23 protein-coding genes, 1 tRNA gene and 2 pseudogenes are annotated in these 18,652 nt (G+C 65.7%); 15 read left to right on the top strand and 11 right to left on the bottom strand.

All coding sequences use genetic code 11. The features are described 5' to 3' along the window. Nucleotides 1–60: 60 nt before the first annotated feature. From ACLARN_RS22545 to ACLARN_RS22530, 4 genes and pseudogenes are all read left to right on the top strand, one after another. Nucleotides 61–549 carry a GNAT family N-acetyltransferase gene (locus tag ACLARN_RS22545; protein WP_409493422.1) on the top strand — a complete coding sequence of 163 codons (489 nt, stop codon included), beginning with the start codon at nt 61–63 and terminating at the stop codon, nt 547–549. Nucleotides 550–563: 14 nt separating this feature from the next. Next, nucleotides 564–1,349 carry an alpha/beta fold hydrolase gene (locus ACLARN_RS22540; RefSeq protein ID WP_409493421.1) on the top strand — a complete coding sequence of 262 codons (786 nt, stop codon included), beginning with the start codon at nt 564–566 and terminating at the stop codon, nt 1,347–1,349. A gap of 239 nt (nt 1,350–1,588) precedes the next feature. Continuing rightward, nucleotides 1,589–2,015: pseudogene (locus ACLARN_RS22535) on the top strand (bifunctional metallophosphatase/5'-nucleotidase); the annotation flags it as partial. 157 nt (nt 2,016–2,172) lie between these two features. Next, nucleotides 2,173–2,511, top strand: a complete 339-nt coding sequence (locus ACLARN_RS22530) for an MmcQ/YjbR family DNA-binding protein (protein WP_409493420.1) — start codon at nt 2,173–2,175, stop codon at nt 2,509–2,511. On the opposite strand, the gene ACLARN_RS22525 is transcribed toward ACLARN_RS22530, so the two are convergent. Together ACLARN_RS22525 and ACLARN_RS22520 are read right to left on the bottom strand one after the other, a co-directional pair. Then, nucleotides 2,508–3,035 (bottom strand): GNAT family N-acetyltransferase, encoded by a 528-nt coding sequence (locus ACLARN_RS22525; protein ID WP_409493419.1) that lies wholly within the window; start codon nt 3,033–3,035, stop codon nt 2,508–2,510. The two genes, ACLARN_RS22530 and ACLARN_RS22525, sit on opposite strands and share 4 nt — an antisense overlap. A 34-nt stretch (nt 3,036–3,069) precedes the next feature. Next, nucleotides 3,070–3,462: a TIGR03618 family F420-dependent PPOX class oxidoreductase gene (locus ACLARN_RS22520; RefSeq protein WP_409493418.1), complete on the bottom strand. Its 393-nt coding sequence runs from the start codon at nt 3,460–3,462 to the stop codon at nt 3,070–3,072. A 36-nt stretch (nt 3,463–3,498) separates the two neighbouring features. Here ACLARN_RS22520 and ACLARN_RS22515 point away from each other — a divergent pair, with 36 nt between their 5' ends. After that, entirely contained in the window at nt 3,499–3,900 is a 402-nt protein-coding gene (locus ACLARN_RS22515; RefSeq protein WP_076156495.1) for a DUF4279 domain-containing protein, read from the top strand. A gap of 85 nt (nt 3,901–3,985) precedes the next feature. Next, complete coding sequence (locus ACLARN_RS22510; protein WP_409493417.1) at nt 3,986–4,639, top strand: hypothetical protein; 654 nt, start codon at nt 3,986–3,988, stop codon at nt 4,637–4,639. 3 nt (nt 4,640–4,642) lie between these two features. Here ACLARN_RS22510 and ACLARN_RS22505 read toward each other — a convergent pair whose 3' ends face one another. From ACLARN_RS22505 to ACLARN_RS22495, 3 genes and pseudogenes are all read right to left on the bottom strand, one after another. Next, nucleotides 4,643–5,131, bottom strand: coding sequence for an N-acetyltransferase family protein (locus tag ACLARN_RS22505; RefSeq protein ID WP_409493416.1), 489 nt, complete (start codon nt 5,129–5,131; stop codon nt 4,643–4,645). Nucleotides 5,132–5,325: 194 nt separating this feature from the next. After that, nucleotides 5,326–5,841, bottom strand: coding sequence for a hypothetical protein (locus tag ACLARN_RS22500; RefSeq protein WP_409493497.1), 516 nt, complete (start codon nt 5,839–5,841; stop codon nt 5,326–5,328). Between the two features lie 381 nt (nt 5,842–6,222). Continuing rightward, nucleotides 6,223–6,787: pseudogene (locus ACLARN_RS22495) on the bottom strand (YdcF family protein). Nucleotides 6,788–7,780: 993 nt separating this feature from the next. Here ACLARN_RS22495 and ACLARN_RS22490 point away from each other — a divergent pair. Next, a complete protein-coding gene (locus tag ACLARN_RS22490) occupies nt 7,781–7,948 on the top strand; it encodes a hypothetical protein (protein ID WP_409493415.1) in 168 nt (55 codons plus the stop codon). A 54-nt stretch (nt 7,949–8,002) separates the two neighbouring features. On the opposite strand, the gene ACLARN_RS22485 is transcribed toward ACLARN_RS22490, so the two are convergent. The 3 genes from ACLARN_RS22485 to ACLARN_RS22475 form a co-directional block, all read right to left on the bottom strand. Beyond that, nucleotides 8,003–8,440 carry a type II toxin-antitoxin system VapC family toxin gene (locus ACLARN_RS22485; protein WP_409493414.1) on the bottom strand — a complete coding sequence of 146 codons (438 nt, stop codon included), beginning with the start codon at nt 8,438–8,440 and terminating at the stop codon, nt 8,003–8,005. A gap of 560 nt (nt 8,441–9,000) precedes the next feature. Next, complete coding sequence (locus ACLARN_RS22480) at nt 9,001–9,663, bottom strand: YdcF family protein (protein ID WP_409493413.1); 663 nt, start codon at nt 9,661–9,663, stop codon at nt 9,001–9,003. Between the two features lie 14 nt (nt 9,664–9,677). Continuing rightward, nucleotides 9,678–10,445, bottom strand: a complete 768-nt coding sequence (locus tag ACLARN_RS22475) for a GntR family transcriptional regulator (protein WP_409493412.1) — start codon at nt 10,443–10,445, stop codon at nt 9,678–9,680. 168 nt (nt 10,446–10,613) lie between these two features. Here ACLARN_RS22475 and ACLARN_RS22470 point away from each other — a divergent pair, with 168 nt between their 5' ends. From ACLARN_RS22470 to ACLARN_RS22455, 4 genes are all read left to right on the top strand, one after another. After that, the gene (locus ACLARN_RS22470; RefSeq protein ID WP_409493411.1) at nt 10,614–11,075 is read left to right on the top strand and encodes a hypothetical protein; all 462 of its coding nucleotides are present in this window, start codon (nt 10,614–10,616) and stop codon (nt 11,073–11,075) included. 303 nt (nt 11,076–11,378) lie between these two features. Beyond that, nucleotides 11,379–11,627, top strand: coding sequence for a hypothetical protein (locus ACLARN_RS22465; RefSeq protein ID WP_409493410.1), 249 nt, complete (start codon nt 11,379–11,381; stop codon nt 11,625–11,627). Continuing rightward, on the top strand, nt 11,605–11,859 hold the full coding sequence (locus ACLARN_RS22460; protein ID WP_409493409.1) for an AMED_5909 family protein: 255 nt from the start codon (nt 11,605–11,607) through the stop codon (nt 11,857–11,859). Before ACLARN_RS22465 ends, ACLARN_RS22460 begins: the two co-directional genes overlap by 23 nt. An 87-nt stretch (nt 11,860–11,946) precedes the next feature. Beyond that, complete coding sequence (locus ACLARN_RS22455; protein WP_409493408.1) at nt 11,947–13,032, top strand: tyrosine-type recombinase/integrase; 1,086 nt, start codon at nt 11,947–11,949, stop codon at nt 13,030–13,032. 94 nt (nt 13,033–13,126) lie between these two features. Here the strand turns inward: ACLARN_RS22455 and ACLARN_RS22450 are convergent. After that, nucleotides 13,127–13,197, bottom strand: a tRNA-Gly gene (locus tag ACLARN_RS22450). A 110-nt stretch (nt 13,198–13,307) separates the two neighbouring features. Here ACLARN_RS22450 and ACLARN_RS22445 point away from each other — a divergent pair. Together ACLARN_RS22445 and dcd are read left to right on the top strand one after the other, a co-directional pair. Next, on the top strand, nt 13,308–14,513 hold the full coding sequence (locus ACLARN_RS22445; protein WP_409493407.1) for an oxygenase MpaB family protein: 1,206 nt from the start codon (nt 13,308–13,310) through the stop codon (nt 14,511–14,513). Between the two features lie 13 nt (nt 14,514–14,526). Further along, entirely contained in the window at nt 14,527–15,108 is a 582-nt protein-coding gene (gene dcd / locus ACLARN_RS22440; protein WP_409493406.1) for a dCTP deaminase, read from the top strand. Nucleotides 15,109–15,112: 4 nt separating this feature from the next. On the opposite strand, the gene ACLARN_RS22435 is transcribed toward dcd, so the two are convergent. Next, a complete protein-coding gene (locus ACLARN_RS22435) occupies nt 15,113–16,297 on the bottom strand; it encodes an FAD-dependent oxidoreductase (RefSeq protein ID WP_409493405.1) in 1,185 nt (394 codons plus the stop codon). A gap of 73 nt (nt 16,298–16,370) precedes the next feature. Here ACLARN_RS22435 and ACLARN_RS22430 point away from each other — a divergent pair, with 73 nt between their 5' ends. Both ACLARN_RS22430 and ACLARN_RS22425 read left to right on the top strand, forming a co-directional pair. Then, nucleotides 16,371–16,832: a MarR family winged helix-turn-helix transcriptional regulator gene (locus tag ACLARN_RS22430; RefSeq protein WP_409493404.1), complete on the top strand. Its 462-nt coding sequence runs from the start codon at nt 16,371–16,373 to the stop codon at nt 16,830–16,832. A 121-nt stretch (nt 16,833–16,953) separates the two neighbouring features. Continuing rightward, nucleotides 16,954–17,646, top strand: a complete 693-nt coding sequence (locus tag ACLARN_RS22425; RefSeq protein ID WP_409493403.1) for a CAP domain-containing protein — start codon at nt 16,954–16,956, stop codon at nt 17,644–17,646. Here ACLARN_RS22425 and ACLARN_RS22420 read toward each other — a convergent pair. Further along, on the bottom strand, nt 17,640–18,635 hold the full coding sequence (locus ACLARN_RS22420; protein ID WP_409493402.1) for a cation diffusion facilitator family transporter: 996 nt from the start codon (nt 18,633–18,635) through the stop codon (nt 17,640–17,642). The two genes, ACLARN_RS22425 and ACLARN_RS22420, sit on opposite strands and share 7 nt — an antisense overlap. Nucleotides 18,636–18,652: the final 17 nt, after the last annotated feature.

Genomic DNA, 18,652 nt, shown 5'->3' with positions numbered 1-18,652 from the left:
TCTTGGCCGATCGGCGATATTCGCTCCCCGCCATGCCGCCGGCCGTGGGATTCTGCCCGGATGCTGCTCGTGCGACGGCTGGCCGCCGGAGACCTCGACGTCTTCCGTGAGATCCGCCTGCGTGCCCTGATGGACACCCCCGAGAACTACGGCTCGATCGCCGCGTCGGAACGGGCACAGTCCGATGAAGAGTGGCTCGCGCGGCTGGCCGGGGACGCCTGGTTCGCCGCGTTCGACGACGGCCGTCCGGTCGGCCTCGTCGCCGGACGGGCGCGCGACGACGGCTGGATCCTCTACTCGATGTGGGTCGCGCCCGAGGCCCGCGGCCGAGGGCTCGGCACGAAGCTGATGGGTGAGGTGCGGTCGGCCGCCGAGGCCGACGGCGCGCGCGAGGTGTGGCTGCACGTCGCGGAGGACAACGACCGGGCGCGGCGGCTGTATCTGCGGCTGGGGTTCATCGCGACGGGTGACCTGGAGCCGATGCCGAACGACGTCACCCGGCGGCGCGAACGTCTTTACTTACCTGTTACCGCCGGTAGCAGTAAATAGCCTAGCCTCGCGGTATGGACAACGTCGTCTTCGACCGCGCGGGCAAGGGCGAGCCGCTGGTGCTGATCCACGGGGTCGGCCACCGGCGTCAGGCCTGGTCACCCGTGGTCCCGCTGCTCACGCCGCACCGGGACGTCATCACCGTCGACCTGCCCGGCTTCGGCGAGTCCGCACCGCACTCCGGCGGGTACGGCGTCGAGGCCGCTGTCGAGATGTTCGGGAGGTTCTTCCGCGAGCTCGGCCTTGGCAAACCGCACGTCGCAGGCAACTCGCTCGGCGGCCTGCTCTCGCTCGCGCTCGGCGAAGCGGGTCTCGTCCGCAGCGTGACGGCGTTGTCCCCCGCCGGACTGTGGACGCCGCGGCAGCAGCGGTACGCGCTGAGCATGCTGCGCACCCACCGCCTGCTCGCCGAACGGATCCCCGAACGCACCGCGCGGCGCCTCGCCGCGACACCGGCGGGCCGGTCGATGCTGACCGGGATGATCGTCGGCCGCCCGGACCGCCTCACCACCCAGATCGTCATGGAGGACATCCGCGCGCTCGCCGGCTGCCCCGGCTTCCGGCCGACGCTGGAGCAGGCCCGCGGCGGCTTCCGGTTCGCGGGCGTCGTCGAGGACATCCCGGTGACCATCGCGTGGGCGCGGCACGACCGCATCCTCGCCCGCCCGAAGGCCGCCGAGCTGCGGCGGATCGCACCGAAGGCGGAACTCCTGGTCCTTCCCGGCTGCGGGCACGTGCCGATGAACGACGAACCCGAGCTGGTGACCAGAGTGCTGCTGAACGGCAGTACGTGTGGTTAAGGTGACTCCGGCCAGGGCGACCAAGGTCTTTTGATCTTTTGAAGTTGCGCCATAGCCGAACGCCTAGCTATCTCAGCGGCAGGGCGCCCTCCAGGCCGACGTAACAGACGCACCCTGTCGATGAGATAGCTGATGCGCAATGTGATTACAGTCGTCCGGATCATCACGTTCAACGACCTGCACGGCAACCTCGAACCGCTGAACCTGCTCGGTGTCGAGGCTTCCGTGGTGGGTAACCGAACTTCCCGTTCCTGGGGTCCAATGTGTACTACGAGAACGGCCTCCCGGCGTTACTGCCGTTCAGCATCGAGTTCTCCGGCGGTGTCCCGATTCGGCGTCATCGGCGCGACGCTGAAGGATCTGCCGCAGGTCGTCACCCCGGAGGCGATCAAGGGCCTGAAGTTCGGCGAAGAGGTCCAGGCGATCGACCGCACCGCGAAGCTGCTCGACCTGTTCGGCACGAATGCAAGGTCAAGCCGGGTGCCGCGACCGCGATCGCGCGGAAGGTGACGTCCAAAGTGGACGCGATCTTCACCGGGCACAGCCACCGGCAGTACAACTGCGTGATCAACGACCCCGAGGGCAAGCCCCCGCCCGGTGATCCAGGGTGCTTCGTTCGGTTGTCTGCTGTCGGTCGTCGACCTGAAGATCGACCGCCGGACCCGGGCATCGCCCCGCCCGCCGCGGATCGCATCACAGTCCTCCCGTAACCCCCTCCCGCGCGTGCCATGAACGGCCCGTTACTTGCAAAATTTGCAAGTAACGGGCCGTTCATGGCGTCTCCGGGCTGGTTTTGTCAGTGACCCAGGGCACAATGTCCGCCATGACGACCTGGGAAGAAGTCGTGGACCTGGCGGGCAGGCTGCCGGAGGTCGAGGAGTCCACTTCGTACCGCACACCGTCGCTCAAGGTCGCGGGCAAGAACTTCGCCCGGCTGCGCACCGAGGCCGAGGGCGGGCTGATGCTGCTGTGCGAGCACGCGGAGAAGGAGGCCCTGCTGGCCTCCGGCGACCCCGCGTACTTCACCACGCCGCATTACGACGGCTACGGCGCGATCCTCGTCGACCTGGAAAAGGTCGAGAAGGCGCAGCTGCGCGAGCTCATCGAGGAGGCCTGGCGGTTGAAGGCACCCGCCAGGCTCACGAAAGGTCTGGACGACTAGCGGAGTTCCCCTTCGAGCAGGCTCATCAGGTACTCGTCGTGCCACTCGCCGTTCTGGCCGCGGAACGACTGCCGGTGCCTGCCGTCCACCTGGAACCCGAGCTTCTTGTAGATGTGGATCGCGGCCTCGTTGTCGACCACGACCCACAGCGCGATCATGTGCAGCCGCATCATTTCGAAGCCGTAGCGGCAAAGCGTCCGCATGGCGTCGGTGCCGTAGCCGCCGCCCCAGTGATCCCTCTCGCCGAGGTAGATGTCGAGTTCCGCGCGTCCCTGTTCCGGCGTGGCGTCGCGCAGGGTGCAGGTGCCGATCAACGTGCCGACGGCGAGGCTCTCGATCGCGAAGCTCGCCCGCGCGTAGCTGTTGGGCTCCCGTCTGGCGAAGCGCTCGCGGATCTGGGCGAGCGATTCCGGGTGATCCGCCGTCAACCAGCGTACGACCTCCGGGTCGTTGTGCCAGCGCCACAGCGTGTCGGCGTCCTCGGGCTCCAGCGGCCGTAAGCGGATCAGTTCACCGGTCAGCATCGTCCATCCCAAGATCGGTATCGGACTTTCCAGACTATTGGGCGACACCCGGGAGCAGCCACCGCTTTACGGGGATTTCCAGCAGCACTCTGGCACCGAACGGCTCAACCTCCTCACCGGCCGCCCAGCCGTCGTACTTCGCCGCCAGCACCATGAGAACGTCTTCGCGCAGAGCTTCGCGATGGACTCGGGCAAGGCCTTCGGCGACCACGGGGGCGTCGCCGTCTTCGAGCGCGAGGCTGACGCGCGGATCTTCGCCGACGTTGCGCACCTTCACGTTCCGGTCGCCGCTGCTGATCCAGAAGACGTCGTCGAGGTACACGAACCACACCGGCGTGACGTGCGGCGAACCGTCCGCGCGAAGTGTGCACAACCAGGCGTTGCGCTCTCGCGTGAGACGTTCGATAAGCGATTGATCACGTTTCACCTGGTCAGCTTGCCCGAAAGCTAGGGTCCCGGGCCTATGAAGGTCCACCAGTACTGCTACTTCGCTTTGAAGAGCGAAACCGTGTCCGCCGCGGAGATCACCGCGCGGCTCGGCATGCAGCCCGACGAGGTCCTGGTACTGGGTTCGCGGTCCGCCGAACACCGGTTGCCGCGGATGCACGCCTGGAAGGTGACACATCGGGGGTCGGAACCGGTCGACGACCAGATCGAGAGCGTGATCGGCAGGCTCGCCCCGGTCCGCCCGGGAATCCGGACGCTGGCGGACGAGGGGGTGAGCGCGGTGCTTCAGGTGGTGCGCTACTTCCATCACCGGGACGGCGGCGAGGAATTCGGCTGGCATCTCTCGCCGGCCGTGATCGCGTTCCTCACCGAAGCCGCCGCCGCGCTGGACGTCGACGAGTACGACCTCAGCGAATGACCTTCGGCTGAGCCGGTGCGCGGCGGGAACGCCGGAGATGGTGGGATGGTGCCCCACAGCCGGACAACCCCGTTGGGAGCCCAGCATGTCGAGCGAGAACTGGCCGCTGCGCCAGGACCCGGAGTCGCCGGTCATCATTTCCCGGTCGCTCGTGGAGGACCCGTCGAACCTCGCGTTCGTCGTGCTGGACGACGACGGTGACTGGTTCATCAGCGACGGCAACGAGTTCTCCGAGGACATGGAACTCAACCGCGACGCGTTCGGCGCGCTGCCCCTGCGGGACGCGGTGGACCTCATCCCCGAAATCGCCGCGCTCGCCGGCCTCCCCACCGGCATGGCCGCAGACTGGGACCCGGAGCGCCGCACGTGGCTGCTGAGCTCGGTCGCCGATTCGGATGACGACGACGAGGACCTCCTGGTGCGCGCCGCCCGCCTCGCGGCGTGGACGCACCCCGGCTCGCCGTTGGAAGAGGTCCAGGTGAGCACCGAACTCGCCGAAATCCCCACCGACCCCACCGCCCCGGCCCGCGCCGTGCGCCAGGTCGTCCGCGAGGCGGACGGCACCTGGCTGCTCGTCGGCTTCCAGGTACCGGAGAACGAGGACTTCGAGGTCGAAGCCCTCGAGATGGAGCACGCCGTCACGCTGTATCCGGACGTCGCGCTGGTACTGAGCGCCGCGCCCGGCCAGGTGTACGACCGCCCCAGCGCCGACGCCCCGTGGGAACTCGTCGAAGGCTGACCCTCAGCCGAAGTCGCAGTACATGACGTGCAGCCCGATGCGCCCCAGCGTCGGATGCTCGAACGCGCCCGGCACCGTCCCGACGATCTCGAACCCGAGCCGTTCGTAGACCCGGATCCCGGCCACGTTCGACTCGGCGACCGCGTTGAACTGCATACCCGCGAAATCCTGTTTCCTGGCCCAATCCAGGACATACGCGCACAACGCACTGCCGACGCCCTTGCCGCGAAGATACTTGTCCACCATGAAACTGGCCGTCGACACATGCGACCCTGGCCCGTCGCGGTTCGGGCCCGTCTTGGCCGTGCCGAGCACCCGGCCGTCCTCGACCGCGACCACCGTCAGGCCCGGCGGCCTCGCGATCCACGTCTCGCGTGCGTCGTCCTCGCTCAGGCCGGGATCGTAGGTATACGTGTCCGCCGCCCGCACGACCTCGCGCACGATCGGCCACACCTGCGGCCAGTCGTCTTCGGTGATCTGCCGGATCTCCATGATCGGCACCGTAACAACCGCGTCACCAGGCCCGACCTCGGAGCGCAATGAACTTTCGCGACCGAGGAGTTCGGATGGCCGGAGCGGGGCTGCGTGGATTTTGGGACGTTAGATGACCCAAAATCCATACAATAGGAGTCCAACCCCGAAGGTTGCCGCGCACCTGTGAAAAGGACACCTTTGCCGATCTGCGGTTAGAAACCGCTCTGGCGGTTCTGGAACCAACGCCAGGCGAAGCCGGAAACCAGGAGCAGCCCGGCACCCGTCAGGCCCGCGCCGATCCAGATCTCCGTCGTGCCGGACTCCCCCTCGACGCGCGTTCCCGGCGGCAATTCGGCCGCGATCCCGTCGATCCTGCCCTGAACCGCACGATGGTCGAAAACGCTCAGCTCGCCGTCCTCCAACAACGTGGTCAGCCAGCGGCGCACCTCATTGTTCTGTCCAGGGGAGAAACCGGGAAATTCGATCGAGGACATCCGGAGCAGTCCAGGCCCCATACATCTCAGCGGCTCGCCGGTGGAGGCGTCGAGGTATTGCCCGGTCGCCCCGCATTCGTTGCCCGGCTTGGCGAAAATGACGGTGTACGGCCCCGGCGCGCTGCCCGTGTTCAGGCCGATGATGAGGAAGATCGCGCCGACCATCAACAGCGGGAGTATCACCGACCCCGCCAGAACGGTCAGCAAGGCGACCGCGGTGCTGTCACTCGACATTCTTCGCACGCCGCGGACGGTAACGGCGGGTTGAGGGGAGGGGTCCCGAAGTCGATCGGCTCGGGACTCCCGCTGGAGCCACCTGACACTCGGTGGAGCTGTGAGCACAGGTGGCGCGCGCTGGCGGTTAGAATGAAGGTATGGCGACTTGTGAAAGCCCGGAGGGCCAGCCGGACACCGGGTCGCCGCGTCGTCGCTTTCGTACAGTAGGTGTGTTCGACGGCGAGCGGGATCTCGGTCGGAGTTCGAAGGAGTTGGCCCGTCGTGAACTCGTTGCCCTTGATCTGGGCTTGACGTTTCCAGATCTTATTTCGGAGGGCAATGATTAGAGCGTGGGAATTTCCGGCGTATTGCCAACCTGACGCAAAGCTGTGCGGTGATTCAGAGTAGGCGTTGTATAAAGCCTGCTCGGATCAAGCTCTCATAGGAGTTTGTAACATCGCCAGGGATATCTTGTTGAATGGCAAAGCCGCGTTCGGCATAGACAGTAATGCGTTGAGTATCCCCGACAGGCATGTTGATGACCCTGTCCACATCGCCGATGCTCTCGATGTACTCGTCCAGCGAAAGCGGTCGCGATGCACAGACGGCGTCGACCTCCGGCCAGAGCTTCATGCAGGTCGCATACGCGCGTGGCTGCTGATACGGCCGTGAGATTTCAGCAGTCTCCGTGTGAACGAAACATTGTCCCCGGTGTTCCGCGCCTCGGGCTCGACCAGGATCGCGTCATCCGGCACGCCCAGCTCAAGCGCGTGCTCGCGGTAGTGGACGGCTTCGCCGCGCGGGAACGTTCGATGGTCGTCGGCGCGTTGGCTCCGGTGAAGACGATGAGCGGGAACATGCCAGCGTGGAACAGTTCCGCGGGCCGGAGTTCGTGGTGCATGTCGTGGTAGTCCCAGAGCGTCTGGACGTCGGCGCGGAGATCATCCGGCAAGGTCTCAGTCATCTGGTGACTCTGAAGTCAAAGCAAAAGCCCCAGGTCCTAAGTGGACATCCACTGACCTGGGGATTTCGCATCTGAGCGGATGACGGGAATCGAACCCGCGTATTCAGCTTGGGAACCAGGGTGATCATGCTGGAAAGTGGTCCTGACCTGGGGATGCGCCTGTCTCGCGGTGTCCGCCGTTGACCTTGGTTGACCGGCCTTAATGGCACGCTAATGGCATGGCCCCCGCTCTATCTGCGCCCGTGTGCCTGTTCATCCCCGTTTCCCTCGTCCCTGCTGCTTCTAGCGCCGGTTCGGTCGTGTCAAGGCACGCTTTCCCGCCTTGATGCGGGCGGGCCGGTGTTAGACGCTGAGCAGCGAGGGATCCCCTGGTGACCACTCCGCGTCGGTTGGGTGGGTCGGGTGATCTGGCCGTGTTGCTCCTGGGTCCCCGTCGTCGTTGGCGGCGCGCTGCGGGTGCTGCCCTGCGGCGAGCTCGCCCGGCGGCGCCTGCCGGAGCGGAGCGGGAGGCCGGCGTCGCCTCTTGGGCGTAGCCCGCCGGACGGGTGGTGACCCGCGCGCCGCCAGCGGCGGCGCCTTGATCTCATAGAGCCAAGTTCGGCAGGTAGCACCAGTTGGAAGCGAGATCAATTAGCTAACAGTCGATCGGCAGGGCTGCGCGGCCTGCATCCGGCTACGGATCGAGTCTGCCTCAGTGCGCTGAGTTGGCTGGATGGGCAAACTTGTCAGGAGCGCTCGCTCAGAGCTACGTCGCCACTACACTTAGGGGTTGACGTGGCTCGGGGGGACTATATGTGGTGTCAGGTGTCCGGAAATGTCGGTGACGTCCGCTACACTTTGATTGACGCGAACAGGAAAGACCCCGACCGGGGTCAACACCTCGGCCGGGGTCCAGTGCATTGGCGTGCTCTGCGACCGTACTAGGACGCAGCGGTTGGCGACAAGGCTGTCCGCTGTGAAGGTGTTCGGGTTCGCAGGCATGGATGAACGAATATGGCTAAGAAGTACACGCCGGGTACCCCTGCGCCTTCATCTGGACAGTACAAGGTGCCGGGTAGCAAGACGGAGATCACTGCTATCGAAGGCAAGCCTCTGCCGCCCACGCCGAAGCCTGGGCAGGGCTATGTGCAGGTTGACAAGACCAAGCACAAGGGTGACTGATTAGAGGCTCGTGGGGTGCAACAATTTCAGTTGCACTCCACGAGCTCTACTTATTCAAGGAACTAGGCTGTCGGGGTGCAAATTAAACCAGCCGGTATGATCTGGCACGATTTGCGCAAAATGCCTTCTGTCAATCGTTGCAATGTCAGCTGTTTTAAACTTCTCGGCTGCCGCCACTACGGATGCGTCCGTCCCGCCTAGGCCGTGGTACTTCAAAACAAGCTGGCTCATTCGGAGAAGTTCTGTTCGGGTCGGCGTGTATACCTGAAACTGTTCCTCGCGGCTTAGCTGAGCGAGAAAGGTTGACTCCCCTTTGTCGCTGAGCTCGCTCTCGTGGAGCCAATAGCAGACTTCAGCTATGACCAGAGATGGGACAATGAATGCCTTAGTTCGCTGAGACAGCATCCAGTCGGCGCAAATCTTATGGTGTTTATCGTCGCGATCCAGGGCGGCATAGAGAACGCCGGTATCAACAATTACCGGAGGGGGCACCGCCTCAGGAATCCTTTTTTCTAGGGGTTCCTCGACGGGTTTTTGCTGTTAGTTCCGAAATGTCACTTCTGCCGCTTGCTAGCAAACCAATTATGCCTGGTGTGTCGAATCGGCGTTCAACGTTCTCTTGCTTTTGGGTGGCAGGGTTGTCCTTGCGGGCAGGTGGAAGGGGACGCCCTTTGCTGACTACGACGTTTGACTTGCTGTTTGGGACTTTGTACTGGCCAGACGTCGGTGCGGGCTTACTGATTCCTACGTTGCGCTTCCGGACACCCTTTGCGAGTCCGCGCAGGATGGCCTTATCGGGGGTGCGACCTTGAGCGGCCCCCGGCTTCGCTTCGCGTCGACTCATGTCGTAAGTGTACTAAACGTTGCGACCTCACGGGTATAACAGCAGGTCAGGCACGTAGTTCGGTGATTTCAGATGAGCTGCCGATCCCCCCGGCGAGTCAGGGGTGCGACATGTCTAGGGCACGGCTTCGCACTTGCTGGCACGTCCCTGCGGCGCTGCCTCTCTTGAACCCGCTCGCGTAGGTGCGCCTGGGCACGTAGGAACTCTGTCAGATAAGACGTTCTGTAAACCCTGCCTTGGTCAAGTTGGAATAGGCGTTGGCTATGTCATTCGGTACTGCCTGTGGGATCGCGAAACCGCGTTCGGCGTAGACGGTGATGCGCTGGGTGTCGCCGGCCAGCATGTTGATGACGCGGTCCACGTCGCCAATGCTCTCGATGTACTCGTCCAACGGCAGTGGCCGCGAAGCGCAGATGACGTCGACCTCGGGCCAGAGCTTCTTGCAGGTCGCGTACGCGCGTCGCTGCTGGTAGGGCCGAGAGACGAGGACGACAGACCTCACCTTGATCTCGCGAGACTCCAGCAGTGCGCGAGTGAGCGTGATGTTGTCCCCGGTGTTCCGTGCCTCGGGTTCGACCAGGATGGCGTTATCGGGTACGCCCAGTTCAAGCGCATGTTCGCGGTAGTGGACGGCCTCGCCGCGCGGGAAGCGTTCGATGGTGGTCGGGGCGTTCGCCCCGGTGAAGACGATGAGCGGGCACATTCCGGCGTGGAACAGTTCCGCGGTGAAGGTGGCGACCCCGAGATCGTGGCTGCCAAGTCCGATGCCGACGTCGGCGGGCCGGAGTTCGTGGTGCATGTTGTGGTAGTCCCAGAGCGTCTGGACGTCGGCGCGGAGGTCATCCGGCAGGGTGGTCGAGCGCTCGGGCATCTGGGTCTCCGGGGTCAGTCGGGGATCTTGAAAGTGTAGGTCCAGGAGAACCGGCTTGCGGCGTGCACGCCACGCGCGAACTCGACCACGCGGCCGTCACCGGTGTAGGTGCGTCGTTGCAGCACCATGACGGGTTCGCCTGCGGGGAGTTCGAGCTGCTCGGCCTCGTCGGGCGTCGGCATCCTGGCGTAGAAGGTCTCGGTCATGGTGTCCGGCTCAAGATCTTGCAAGGTGAGGACCAGGAATCCGCCGCCTCGTCCGGCGGGGCCGGGGGTTGGGTCGACGATGGGGGTGCCTTCGACGTCGGCAGGCCGGTAGTAGCTGGTGAGTACGTGAGTGGGCTGGCCAGCGTCCTTGACCAGTCGCGCCCGCTCGTAGACCGATGATCCGACCATGACACCGAGAGCGTCCGCGACTTCTCGGTCAGCTTCGACCTTGGCGACGGTCTGCGTCTGGTCGGTCGGCTTCCATTCGCGGCCGGAAGCTTCGCGGTCTGCGACGAAGGCGACGGTATCGCCGTACTTCCACTTGCTCTTCGCGTACCGGTCTTTGCCCAAGCGCTTCATGGGTGGCCGGGCTCGAACGACGGTCCCGCGTCTCCTGATCGGCGTGACCAGCCCTTCGGCTTCGAGGACTCCAACGGCTTTGCGGACGGTGTTGACGTTGACGTCGTACTCGTCGGCAAGCTCGTCTTGCTTGGGCAGCGTGGTGTCCGGGGCATAGTCACCCCGCTGGATCGCGTCTCGCAGGATCGCGGCCAGCTCGCGGTACCCAGTGCCCACCTGGTCCTCCTTCGTTGGTCGATAACGCTAGCGGTATCGCCCCATCATGGTCTACGGAGCTCAATAGAGATAGTTCTATTGACAACCGGCGCAGCGAAGCGCTTAATAGAACTACCTCTAACAGGTGCAAGCCCGGTAGGGCTCCAGAGACGACAGGAGACAGACGACATGGCGATCGCCAAGGGACACCGTTTCGAGATCGACTTTGATGCCGCGTTCCCGCTGGGGCTGGTGATGGTCGGGGAGGTCTCGCCGGACAACGAATACCAGTTGCGAGAAGACCGGTCTGCGGGCCGACCTGTTCGTCAGCGGGTCGACGAAGTGACGGGCAAACGTCAGTGGAAGGCCACTGTCACCGACCCGAGCGAGACCAACTCCAAGCGTGCGTCCTATGACGTCACGTTCCTGGCCGATGTGCAGCCGGTGCCGACGACGTCGGAGGTGTTGCCGGGGATGCGGCCGATCGAACTGGAGGGCTTGACGGCCGAGCCGAAGGTGGCTGGTCAAGGCGAGTTCAAGTACCAGTCCTACGTGTTCCGCGCGACCGGCTTCAAGGCCGCTGCATCGGGTGGCGCGTCGAAGCCGGGCCGTGCTTCCAACGCTGCCGAGTCAACGCCCAAGGCGGCGTGATGACGGGCCGGGTGCCTGGCAGTCAGGGCGTGGCCGTGGTTCCACTGCACCTGGTCCAGACCTGGGAGGCGGCGTACCGCCACTACAGCGCTCTGAGGGCGCAGACCACGCAGGTTGTCGACCCCTTGGCGGCGCACGAGGTGGCTGTCGCTTCCTTCGCGGTGGCGTCGGCGTGGCGGGGTCTGGCGACTCAGGGCCAGTTGCCCTGGTGGGTGTTGGCGGCGGTGACGGCGGCAGCTGAGGGGTTTGAGGAGAACGCGCGGTCGTGGGAGATCCGTGCTTACAGCGAGGAGGAGCAGGGCCGTGGCGTTCAACGCGATGTGGAAGCCGGGGCGGCAGGCGGTCGCGGGGATGCAGGGCAATGGTTCGGCGAACCCGGCCTTGGTGATCTATCTCGACCCGGACAGTCTGGCGATCCTTCCTCCGTCCGATCCGGTCGAGTGGCCGGAGTTCATCCGGCTCCTTCGCCAAATCCGCGACAGCGCGGACGAACTGGCCGTGTTTCTCGGCAAGCACGCGGCGGTGCGCAATGACGACGCCGGGCCGGAATGAGCCGCAGACCCTCAAGGACGCGCACCTGGTCGCATCCGCTCGTCGGCCGAAGCCCGGTTCAAACCGGTCGACGTGGCTGAAGTTCCACAAGGAGAACGCGCGCATGTATCAAGCCGTGTCCGATGTGGACCGCGCGCACCACCACGAACTCCGCTACTGGGTCAGCTACGAGGAACGGAAAGCCAACGAGGTGGCCGCGCAGATCCAGAAGGAGAAGTCTCAAGCCAGCTAGAAACTGAACAACAGAGCAAAAAACGCACACAGGGACGTGCGACGTACAAACACGTCCTCAAGCGTTCTTCCTGTCCTGTACGGAATCATGCGACCAGCTCCGGACACCTTCGATACGAAGCGGGCCGCCGAACGTTGGTTGTCTCTGACGGAAACACAGGTCACGCAAGGCGAGTGGATCGACCCGGAGCGGGCAAAGCGCAAGCTCGGCGACTACGCGGACCAGTGGATCACCCAACGGCCGGGGCTTCGTCCGCGTACGGTCGAGCTGTACAAATGGTTACTGCGTAAGCACATTTCGCCGGACCTCGGCAGGGTCGAGTTGGGCAAGCTGTCGACGGCGATCATTCGGCAGTGGCGTGCTGACCGGCTGGCGGTTGGTGTCTCGGAGTCCGTGACGCCCAAGTCCTATCGGCTGCTGCGGGCGATCCTCAATACGGCAGTGGAGGAGGACAAGATCCTGCCTCGCAACCCATGTCGGGTCCGTGGGGCCGATCGCGAGAATCCGGACGAACGCCCGGTGATCACCGTGGCCCAAGTGTTCGACCTCGCTAGCCGGATGCCGGAGCGTTTCCGCGCCCTGGTGCTCCTCGCCGCGTTCGGGTCGCTGCGGTGGGGTGAGGTGACCGCGTTGCGCCGATGTGACGTCGCTGAGGATGCGGGCTGGGTACGGGTGTCGCGGGCGCTGGTTGAGGTTCCTGGTCGTGGGCTCATCGTCGGGCCGCCGAAGTCGAGGGCGGGTGTCCGGACGCTGATCATTCCGGCGGCGGTCCGGCGTGACCTCCTGCGGCACTTGGAGACCTGGGTCAAGCCCGAGCAAGACGCGCTCCTCTTCACCGGTGAGCGAGGTGGGAACGCCGTACGTCGGCCGAATTTCAGTCAGCGGACGAAGTGGGTCGAGGTCGTGGAGAAGATGGGCCTCAAGGGGCTGCACTTCCACGACCTGTGGCACGCCGGGAACATCTGGGCGTCGAAGGCGGGCACGTCGACCAAGGACCTCATGGCACGGATGGGGCGTGACGACATGCGGGCGGCCCTCATCTATCAGCGGGCGACGAGTGAGGCCGACGCGCAGATCGCGGACCGGCTGTCCAAGCTCGTCGACCGCCACCGCAAGGGCACGACTCCGGACGACGACGAAGATCAGGACGGCCAACCGGTCCCGGTCGGCTAATGGCACGTTAATGGCACGCGAGCACCATCGGCCGGACAAAGCAAAAGCCCCAGGTCCTAAGTGGACATCCACTGACCTGGGGCTTTCGTGTGAGAGCGGATGACGGGAATCGAACCCGCGTATTCAGCTTGGGAAGCTGATGTTCTACCATTGAACTACATCCGCAGTGCTCGGCCAGCATACATGGTCCGGATCTCCCCTTGCCAAGACCCACCCCGCCTTGACGTCGCCGCCGAAAGTGACAACACTTGTTGTCTACATCGGAGGTGAGCCGGATGGACGAGAGGCTGCCCGACCCCGAGCTGTTCCGCCAAGGCGGGTTCCGGGTCGCGTCGAGGCTGTTCATCGAGGGCGACATCAGGGGCGACGAGCGCCAGGTGGCCCGGCTGCGGAAGTTCGCGCAGCGGGAGGACCCGGCCGCGGACGTGTTGGTGCCGTACCTCCGAAGCGGCGGTCACAAGACGTTCGAACAGGCGCTGCGGCAAGGCATCGACAGCGTCGAGGGGCCGCCGGAGGAGCTCGAAGCCTTCTTCCGCAACGTCGAGGCGACGCCGTACTGGGTCGATCCGGATCGCCTCGACCGTGGAGCGCGGGCGATCACGCGTGCCGGGTTGCTTGGCCTCTTTCCGCTTGGTGACGTCTCGTTGATGGGCGGCTATCTCGCGTCGCGCGCTACGAAGTCGCTCGTCGGTACTGGCGAGATCGAGTACAAGGCGGCGCGGCGCCTTGTCGAGACGGCGACGTGGTGGATCCACGTGACGACGCCGGGTGCGCTGGTGCTCGGCGGGCGCGGGTACGAGTCCGCGTTGCGGGTGCGGGTGGTGCACGCGCATGTCCGCGCGGCCATGAATCGCCGCAAGGACTGGGATTACGCCGCCTGGGACCGGCCGGTCAACCAGGTCCAGACCGCGGGCACGCTCCTGCTCTTCTCCCTCGTCTACGTTTTCGGCACGCAGCTGCTCGGGCTCCGCTACAGCACCCGCGAGCGCGCCGACATCTTGCACCTCTGGCGGTACGTCGGCTGGCTGATGGGTGTCGACGAGGAACTCTTGCCCGCCGGTGAGGACGACGCCTGGCGGTTGCTGTGGCTGCTCGCCACCACCGAGTTCATTCCCGACGACGATTCCAAGCGGCTCGCCGCGGCGCTCATGAAGTCCCACGCCGGGATCGGCGAGGGCCGGGGCGCGCTCGGCAAGGTCCTCGCGCACGTGTCGGTAGCGGGGCACGGGGCGATCAGCAGGCTTCTGCTGGGCAAGACCAACGCCGACTTCCTGGATCTGCCCGACGATCCGATCGCGCAGGCGGCCGTGGTCGCGGTGGCGGGCGTCAACTTCGCCGCCGAGACGGTCCGGCGGCTGGTGCCGGGGGCGACGGCGCTCCAGGAGCGGATCGGGGCCGCCGGGCGACGCCATTATCTCCGGCAGGTCACCAAGGTCTTCCGGCTCGACCCCACCTACGCTAGGCACATGAAAGCTGCTTGACTACAGTGGCCGCGTGCTCCTCAGTGACCGTGACCTCCGTAAAGAGCTCGAATCCGGTGGCCTTGGCCTTAACCCGTTCGACCCGACGATGGTCCAGCCGTCGAGCATCGACGTGCGCCTCGACCGCTTCTTCCGCGTGTTCGACAACAGCAAGTACACGCATATCGACCCGCAGCTCCAGCAGGACGAGCTGACGTCGCTGGTCGAGAAGGAGGGCGAAGACCCCTTCGTCCTCCACCCCGGCGAGTTCGTGCTCGGCTCCACCTACGAGACCGTCACGCTCGCCGACGACCTCGCCGGCCGCCTGGAGGGCAAGTCCTCCCTCGGCCGCCTCGGTCTGCTCACGCACTCCACCGCGGGCTTCATCGACCCCGGCTTCTCCGGCCACATCACCCTCGAACTGTCGAATGTCGCGAACCTGCCGATCACGCTCTGGCCGGGCATGAAGATCGGCCAGCTCTGCATCTTCCGCCTGTCCAGCGCCGCGGAGTTCCCGTACGGCTCGAACGAGGCGGGCTCGCGCTACCAGGGGCAGCGCGGACCGACGCCGAGCCGCGCGTACAAGAACTTCCACCGCGTCGACACCTGGAGGTAGCGCGCTAGCCCACGGGCGCCTCCCAGTCGATCCGGTGCTGCCACATGAAGGCGTTCGGATCCTCCTTCGGCGGGTTCTTGAACGCCCGTGTGATGAAGAAGTCCCGGATCACCCTTCCGACGGCTCCGACCGCCTTCGCGTCGCCGTTGCGCTTACCGCGCTCGACGACGGCCTCGACACGCTCGCGTCGCAGCCCTTCGTAGGTGGCGAGCGCCTTCGGGATCGAGGACACGTCGCGCAGACATCGCGCCAGCGTGACGGCGTCCTCGATGGCCATCGCGGCGCCTTGGCCCGCCGCCGGTGACGTCGCGTGGGCGGCGTCACCGATGATGACCATCCGGTCCGTCCGCCAGGTCGGCACGCTCGGGAAGTCGTACGTCGCCCACGGCCGGTAGATCTCCCGCGTCGCGCGCACGATCTCGACGGCGCGAGTGCGGTCCACCGAGAGTTGCCGGATCAGGTCCTCGCGCCAGGTGGTCGTCATGGCGAGGTCGGCCGGAGTCGGCTCATGCTTCCGGGGGACGTTCGCGAACCACCAGACGCCGCCATCCGGATGGACGACGTGCGCGAAGAACAGCCGCTTGCCGAAGGTCATGTGCATGACGCCGGGTTCGTCACCCAGGCGCAGGCCCGCGGCCAGCCCGCCGGTGTTCAGCAGCGGGACATAGCGCGGTGACGGCGCCCGCGGGTCGATGATCTCCCGCACCCGCGACCGCAGGCCGTCCGCGCCGACCAGCAGGTCGCCTTCGGACGACGAGCCGTCCTCGAACGTCGCGAGCACGCCGTCGGAGGTCTCCCGCGCGTCAGCCAAACGTTTGCCATAGCGGACTTCGATGCCGCGTCTCACCGCTTCGTCGCGCAGCGCGACGTACAGGTCGGAGCGCAGCACGGTCTGGCTCAGCGTCCCGTCCGGCAGCGCGCCGCCCAGCGGGAAGTCCCCCACTTCACGCCCGTTCCCCAGGCTCATCTTGATCCTCGGCGTGTCGAACCCCAGGTCCTTGACCAGGTCTTTCAGGCCCAGCGGCGCCAGCGCGTCGAGGCCGTTCACCGCGAGCGTCAGGAACGCGCCGACACCCTCGGCGGTCCGGTCGTACGCCTCGTGGATCACCGGCTCGTGCCCCGTTTCGTGCAGTGCGATCGCCGTGATCGTGCCCGCGATACCCCCGCCGGCGACCAGTACCTTCGCCATGTCGTTCACCCCATCGAATCTCTTAGAAACTAATTCGTTCTGTCGAACTAAAGACTCCGCTAGGCTGGCCGACGTGTCAAGTGAGCGGGCGGAACTGGTCGAGCGGATCCTCAACGGGTCGCGGTCGCTGTCGACGGAGACGGTCATGTTCCATACGGCGATCGCCGAGCAGAGAGGCCTCTCGGCCGTCGAAAGCAAGGTGACCGACTACCTCGCCCGCCTCGGCCCGCAGACGCCGAAGGCGCTCTCGCAGCTGTCCGGGCTCGCGCCGGCATCGATCACGGCCCTCATCGACAGGCTTGAGGGCAAGGGGATCGTGGTGCGGAAGCCGCATCCCGAAGACCGGCGGAAGGTGCTCATCGAGATCGACGCGGGGATGAAGGCCAATGCCGCGCCACTGTGGGATCACCTGGTGAAGTCGGTCCGCGAGGCCTGCGAGAAGTACACGGACGGTGAGCTTGAGACGGTGATCCGCTTCCTGGGCGACGCCACCGCGATTACGCACGACTCCACAGGTCGCATCACAGACCGCTGACCGGTATTACTACTTTCGGGGGTATTGCCGTAACCAGTTCGTGATAGTTTTCGGCCTCGTGTCCCCCAAAAGAGCAAGAAACCGGTTACTTCTTGTCACGCTCAGCTTTCTGCTGGGTGGGGTGATCGCCAGCGCGAGCTACCTGATGGTGACCGACCGGTTCCAGGGGACGGCGCTGAGCAATCTGTCGTTGAGCGTCCCCGACACCAAGGGCAGGCCCGGCGACGCACTCGCGAAGCCGCCCGCCTTCTTCGGCCAGACGTCCGCTCCCGCGGCGGGCGACCCCGCGTCCGGCTCGCCTGCTCCGACGTCGTCTTCGGCGGCCCCCACGTCCTCCTCCGCCCCGCCCAGCTCGTCCTCTGCCGCGGCCGAGCCGCCCGCCCAGCCTTCCGAGGCCCCGAAGCCCACCCCCAGCAAGGCCGCGGACCCGCCTCGCTCGCAGGACAGCTCACTCGCCGGTCAGGTCATCGACCTCGTCAACTCCGAGCGCGCCGACGCGGGCTGCTCGCCGGTGAGCAACGAGTCGCACCTCGCCGCCGCGGCGCAGGGCCACAGCGACGACATGTCCGCCCGGAACTACTTCTCCCACACCACGCCGGAAGGCACCACGTTCGACCAGCGCATCCGGGCCGCGGGCTACGACAAGCCCGGCGCCGAGAACATCGCCAAGGGGCAGTCGAACGCCGCCAAGGTGATGGACGCCTGGATGAACTCCGAGGGCCACCGCGCGAACATCCTCAACTGCAAGCTGAAGAAGATCGGCGTCGGCGTCAACACCAAGGGCATGTACTGGACGCAGAACTTCGGCTACTGACCCTTGTCCCAGCGTTCGGCGATGTCGCCGTAGCGGGCCAGTACCGCCGCGCGCAGCTCGGGATCCGTACGCGGGACCGGTTCGATGAACACCTCGGTGACATCCCCGAACGACCCTGTCAGTTCGGTCGCCAGCCGGACACAGGCGCGTTCGACGTCCGCCGCGCCCAGTGCGTCGTCGAAGTCGACACGCGCGCAGACGAGCACCTGGTCGGTGCCCATCAGCATGGTCTGGAGATCGACGACGGCCTCGATCTCGGCCGCGCCCACCAGGTGGTCCCGGATCCCGCGCACCAGCTTCGGATCCGCCTGCCTACCGATCAGCAGACCGCGGTTGGTGCGCCCGAGCACGTAGGCGACGAGCGCCAGCAGCACCCCGATCGCGATCGACGCCGCACCGTCCCAGACGTGCGAGCCGGTGAGCTGGTGCAGCCCGATCCCGGCGAACGCGAGCAGCAGGCCGATCAGCGCCGCCGAATCCTCGAACAGGACGGTCTTCGGCGCCGGGTCGTCGATCGTCCGCAGGTAGACCGACACCTTCTTGCCCGCTTCGGCGGCGTCGCGCCGCACCTGCCGCACGGCCTGGAACCACGAGACGGACTCGAGGACGAAGGCGATCGCGAGCACGACGTAGCCGACGATCGGATCGGTCTGGTCGGTCGCCTCGCCGAACACCGTCGAGAAGCCTTCGTACAGCGCGAACATCGCGCCGGAGGCGAAGATCGACACCGCCGCGAGCAGCGACCAGAAGTACCGCTCCTTGCCGTAGCCGAACGGGTGGACGCGGTCGGCGGGCCGGTCCGAGCGTTTCAGCGCGGTCAGCAGGAGGACTTCGGTGATCGTGTCGGCCACCGAGTGCGCGGCTTCCGAGAGCATCGCACCGGAGCCGGTGATGATCCCGGCGATCAGCTTCAGCACCGCGATGGCGAGGTTGACCCCGCCAGCCAGCACTACGGTCAGGGTGCTTTCGCCACCGGGTTCTTCACTCACCTCGCGCAGCGTAGTGC

Origin of the sequence: Amycolatopsis sp. cmx-11-12 (assembly GCF_046269425.1) — a bacterium.
In the GTDB taxonomy this organism is placed as follows: Bacteria; Actinomycetota; Actinomycetes; order Mycobacteriales; family Pseudonocardiaceae; genus Amycolatopsis.
This window is presented reverse-complemented; position numbering and strand designations above follow the sequence as displayed.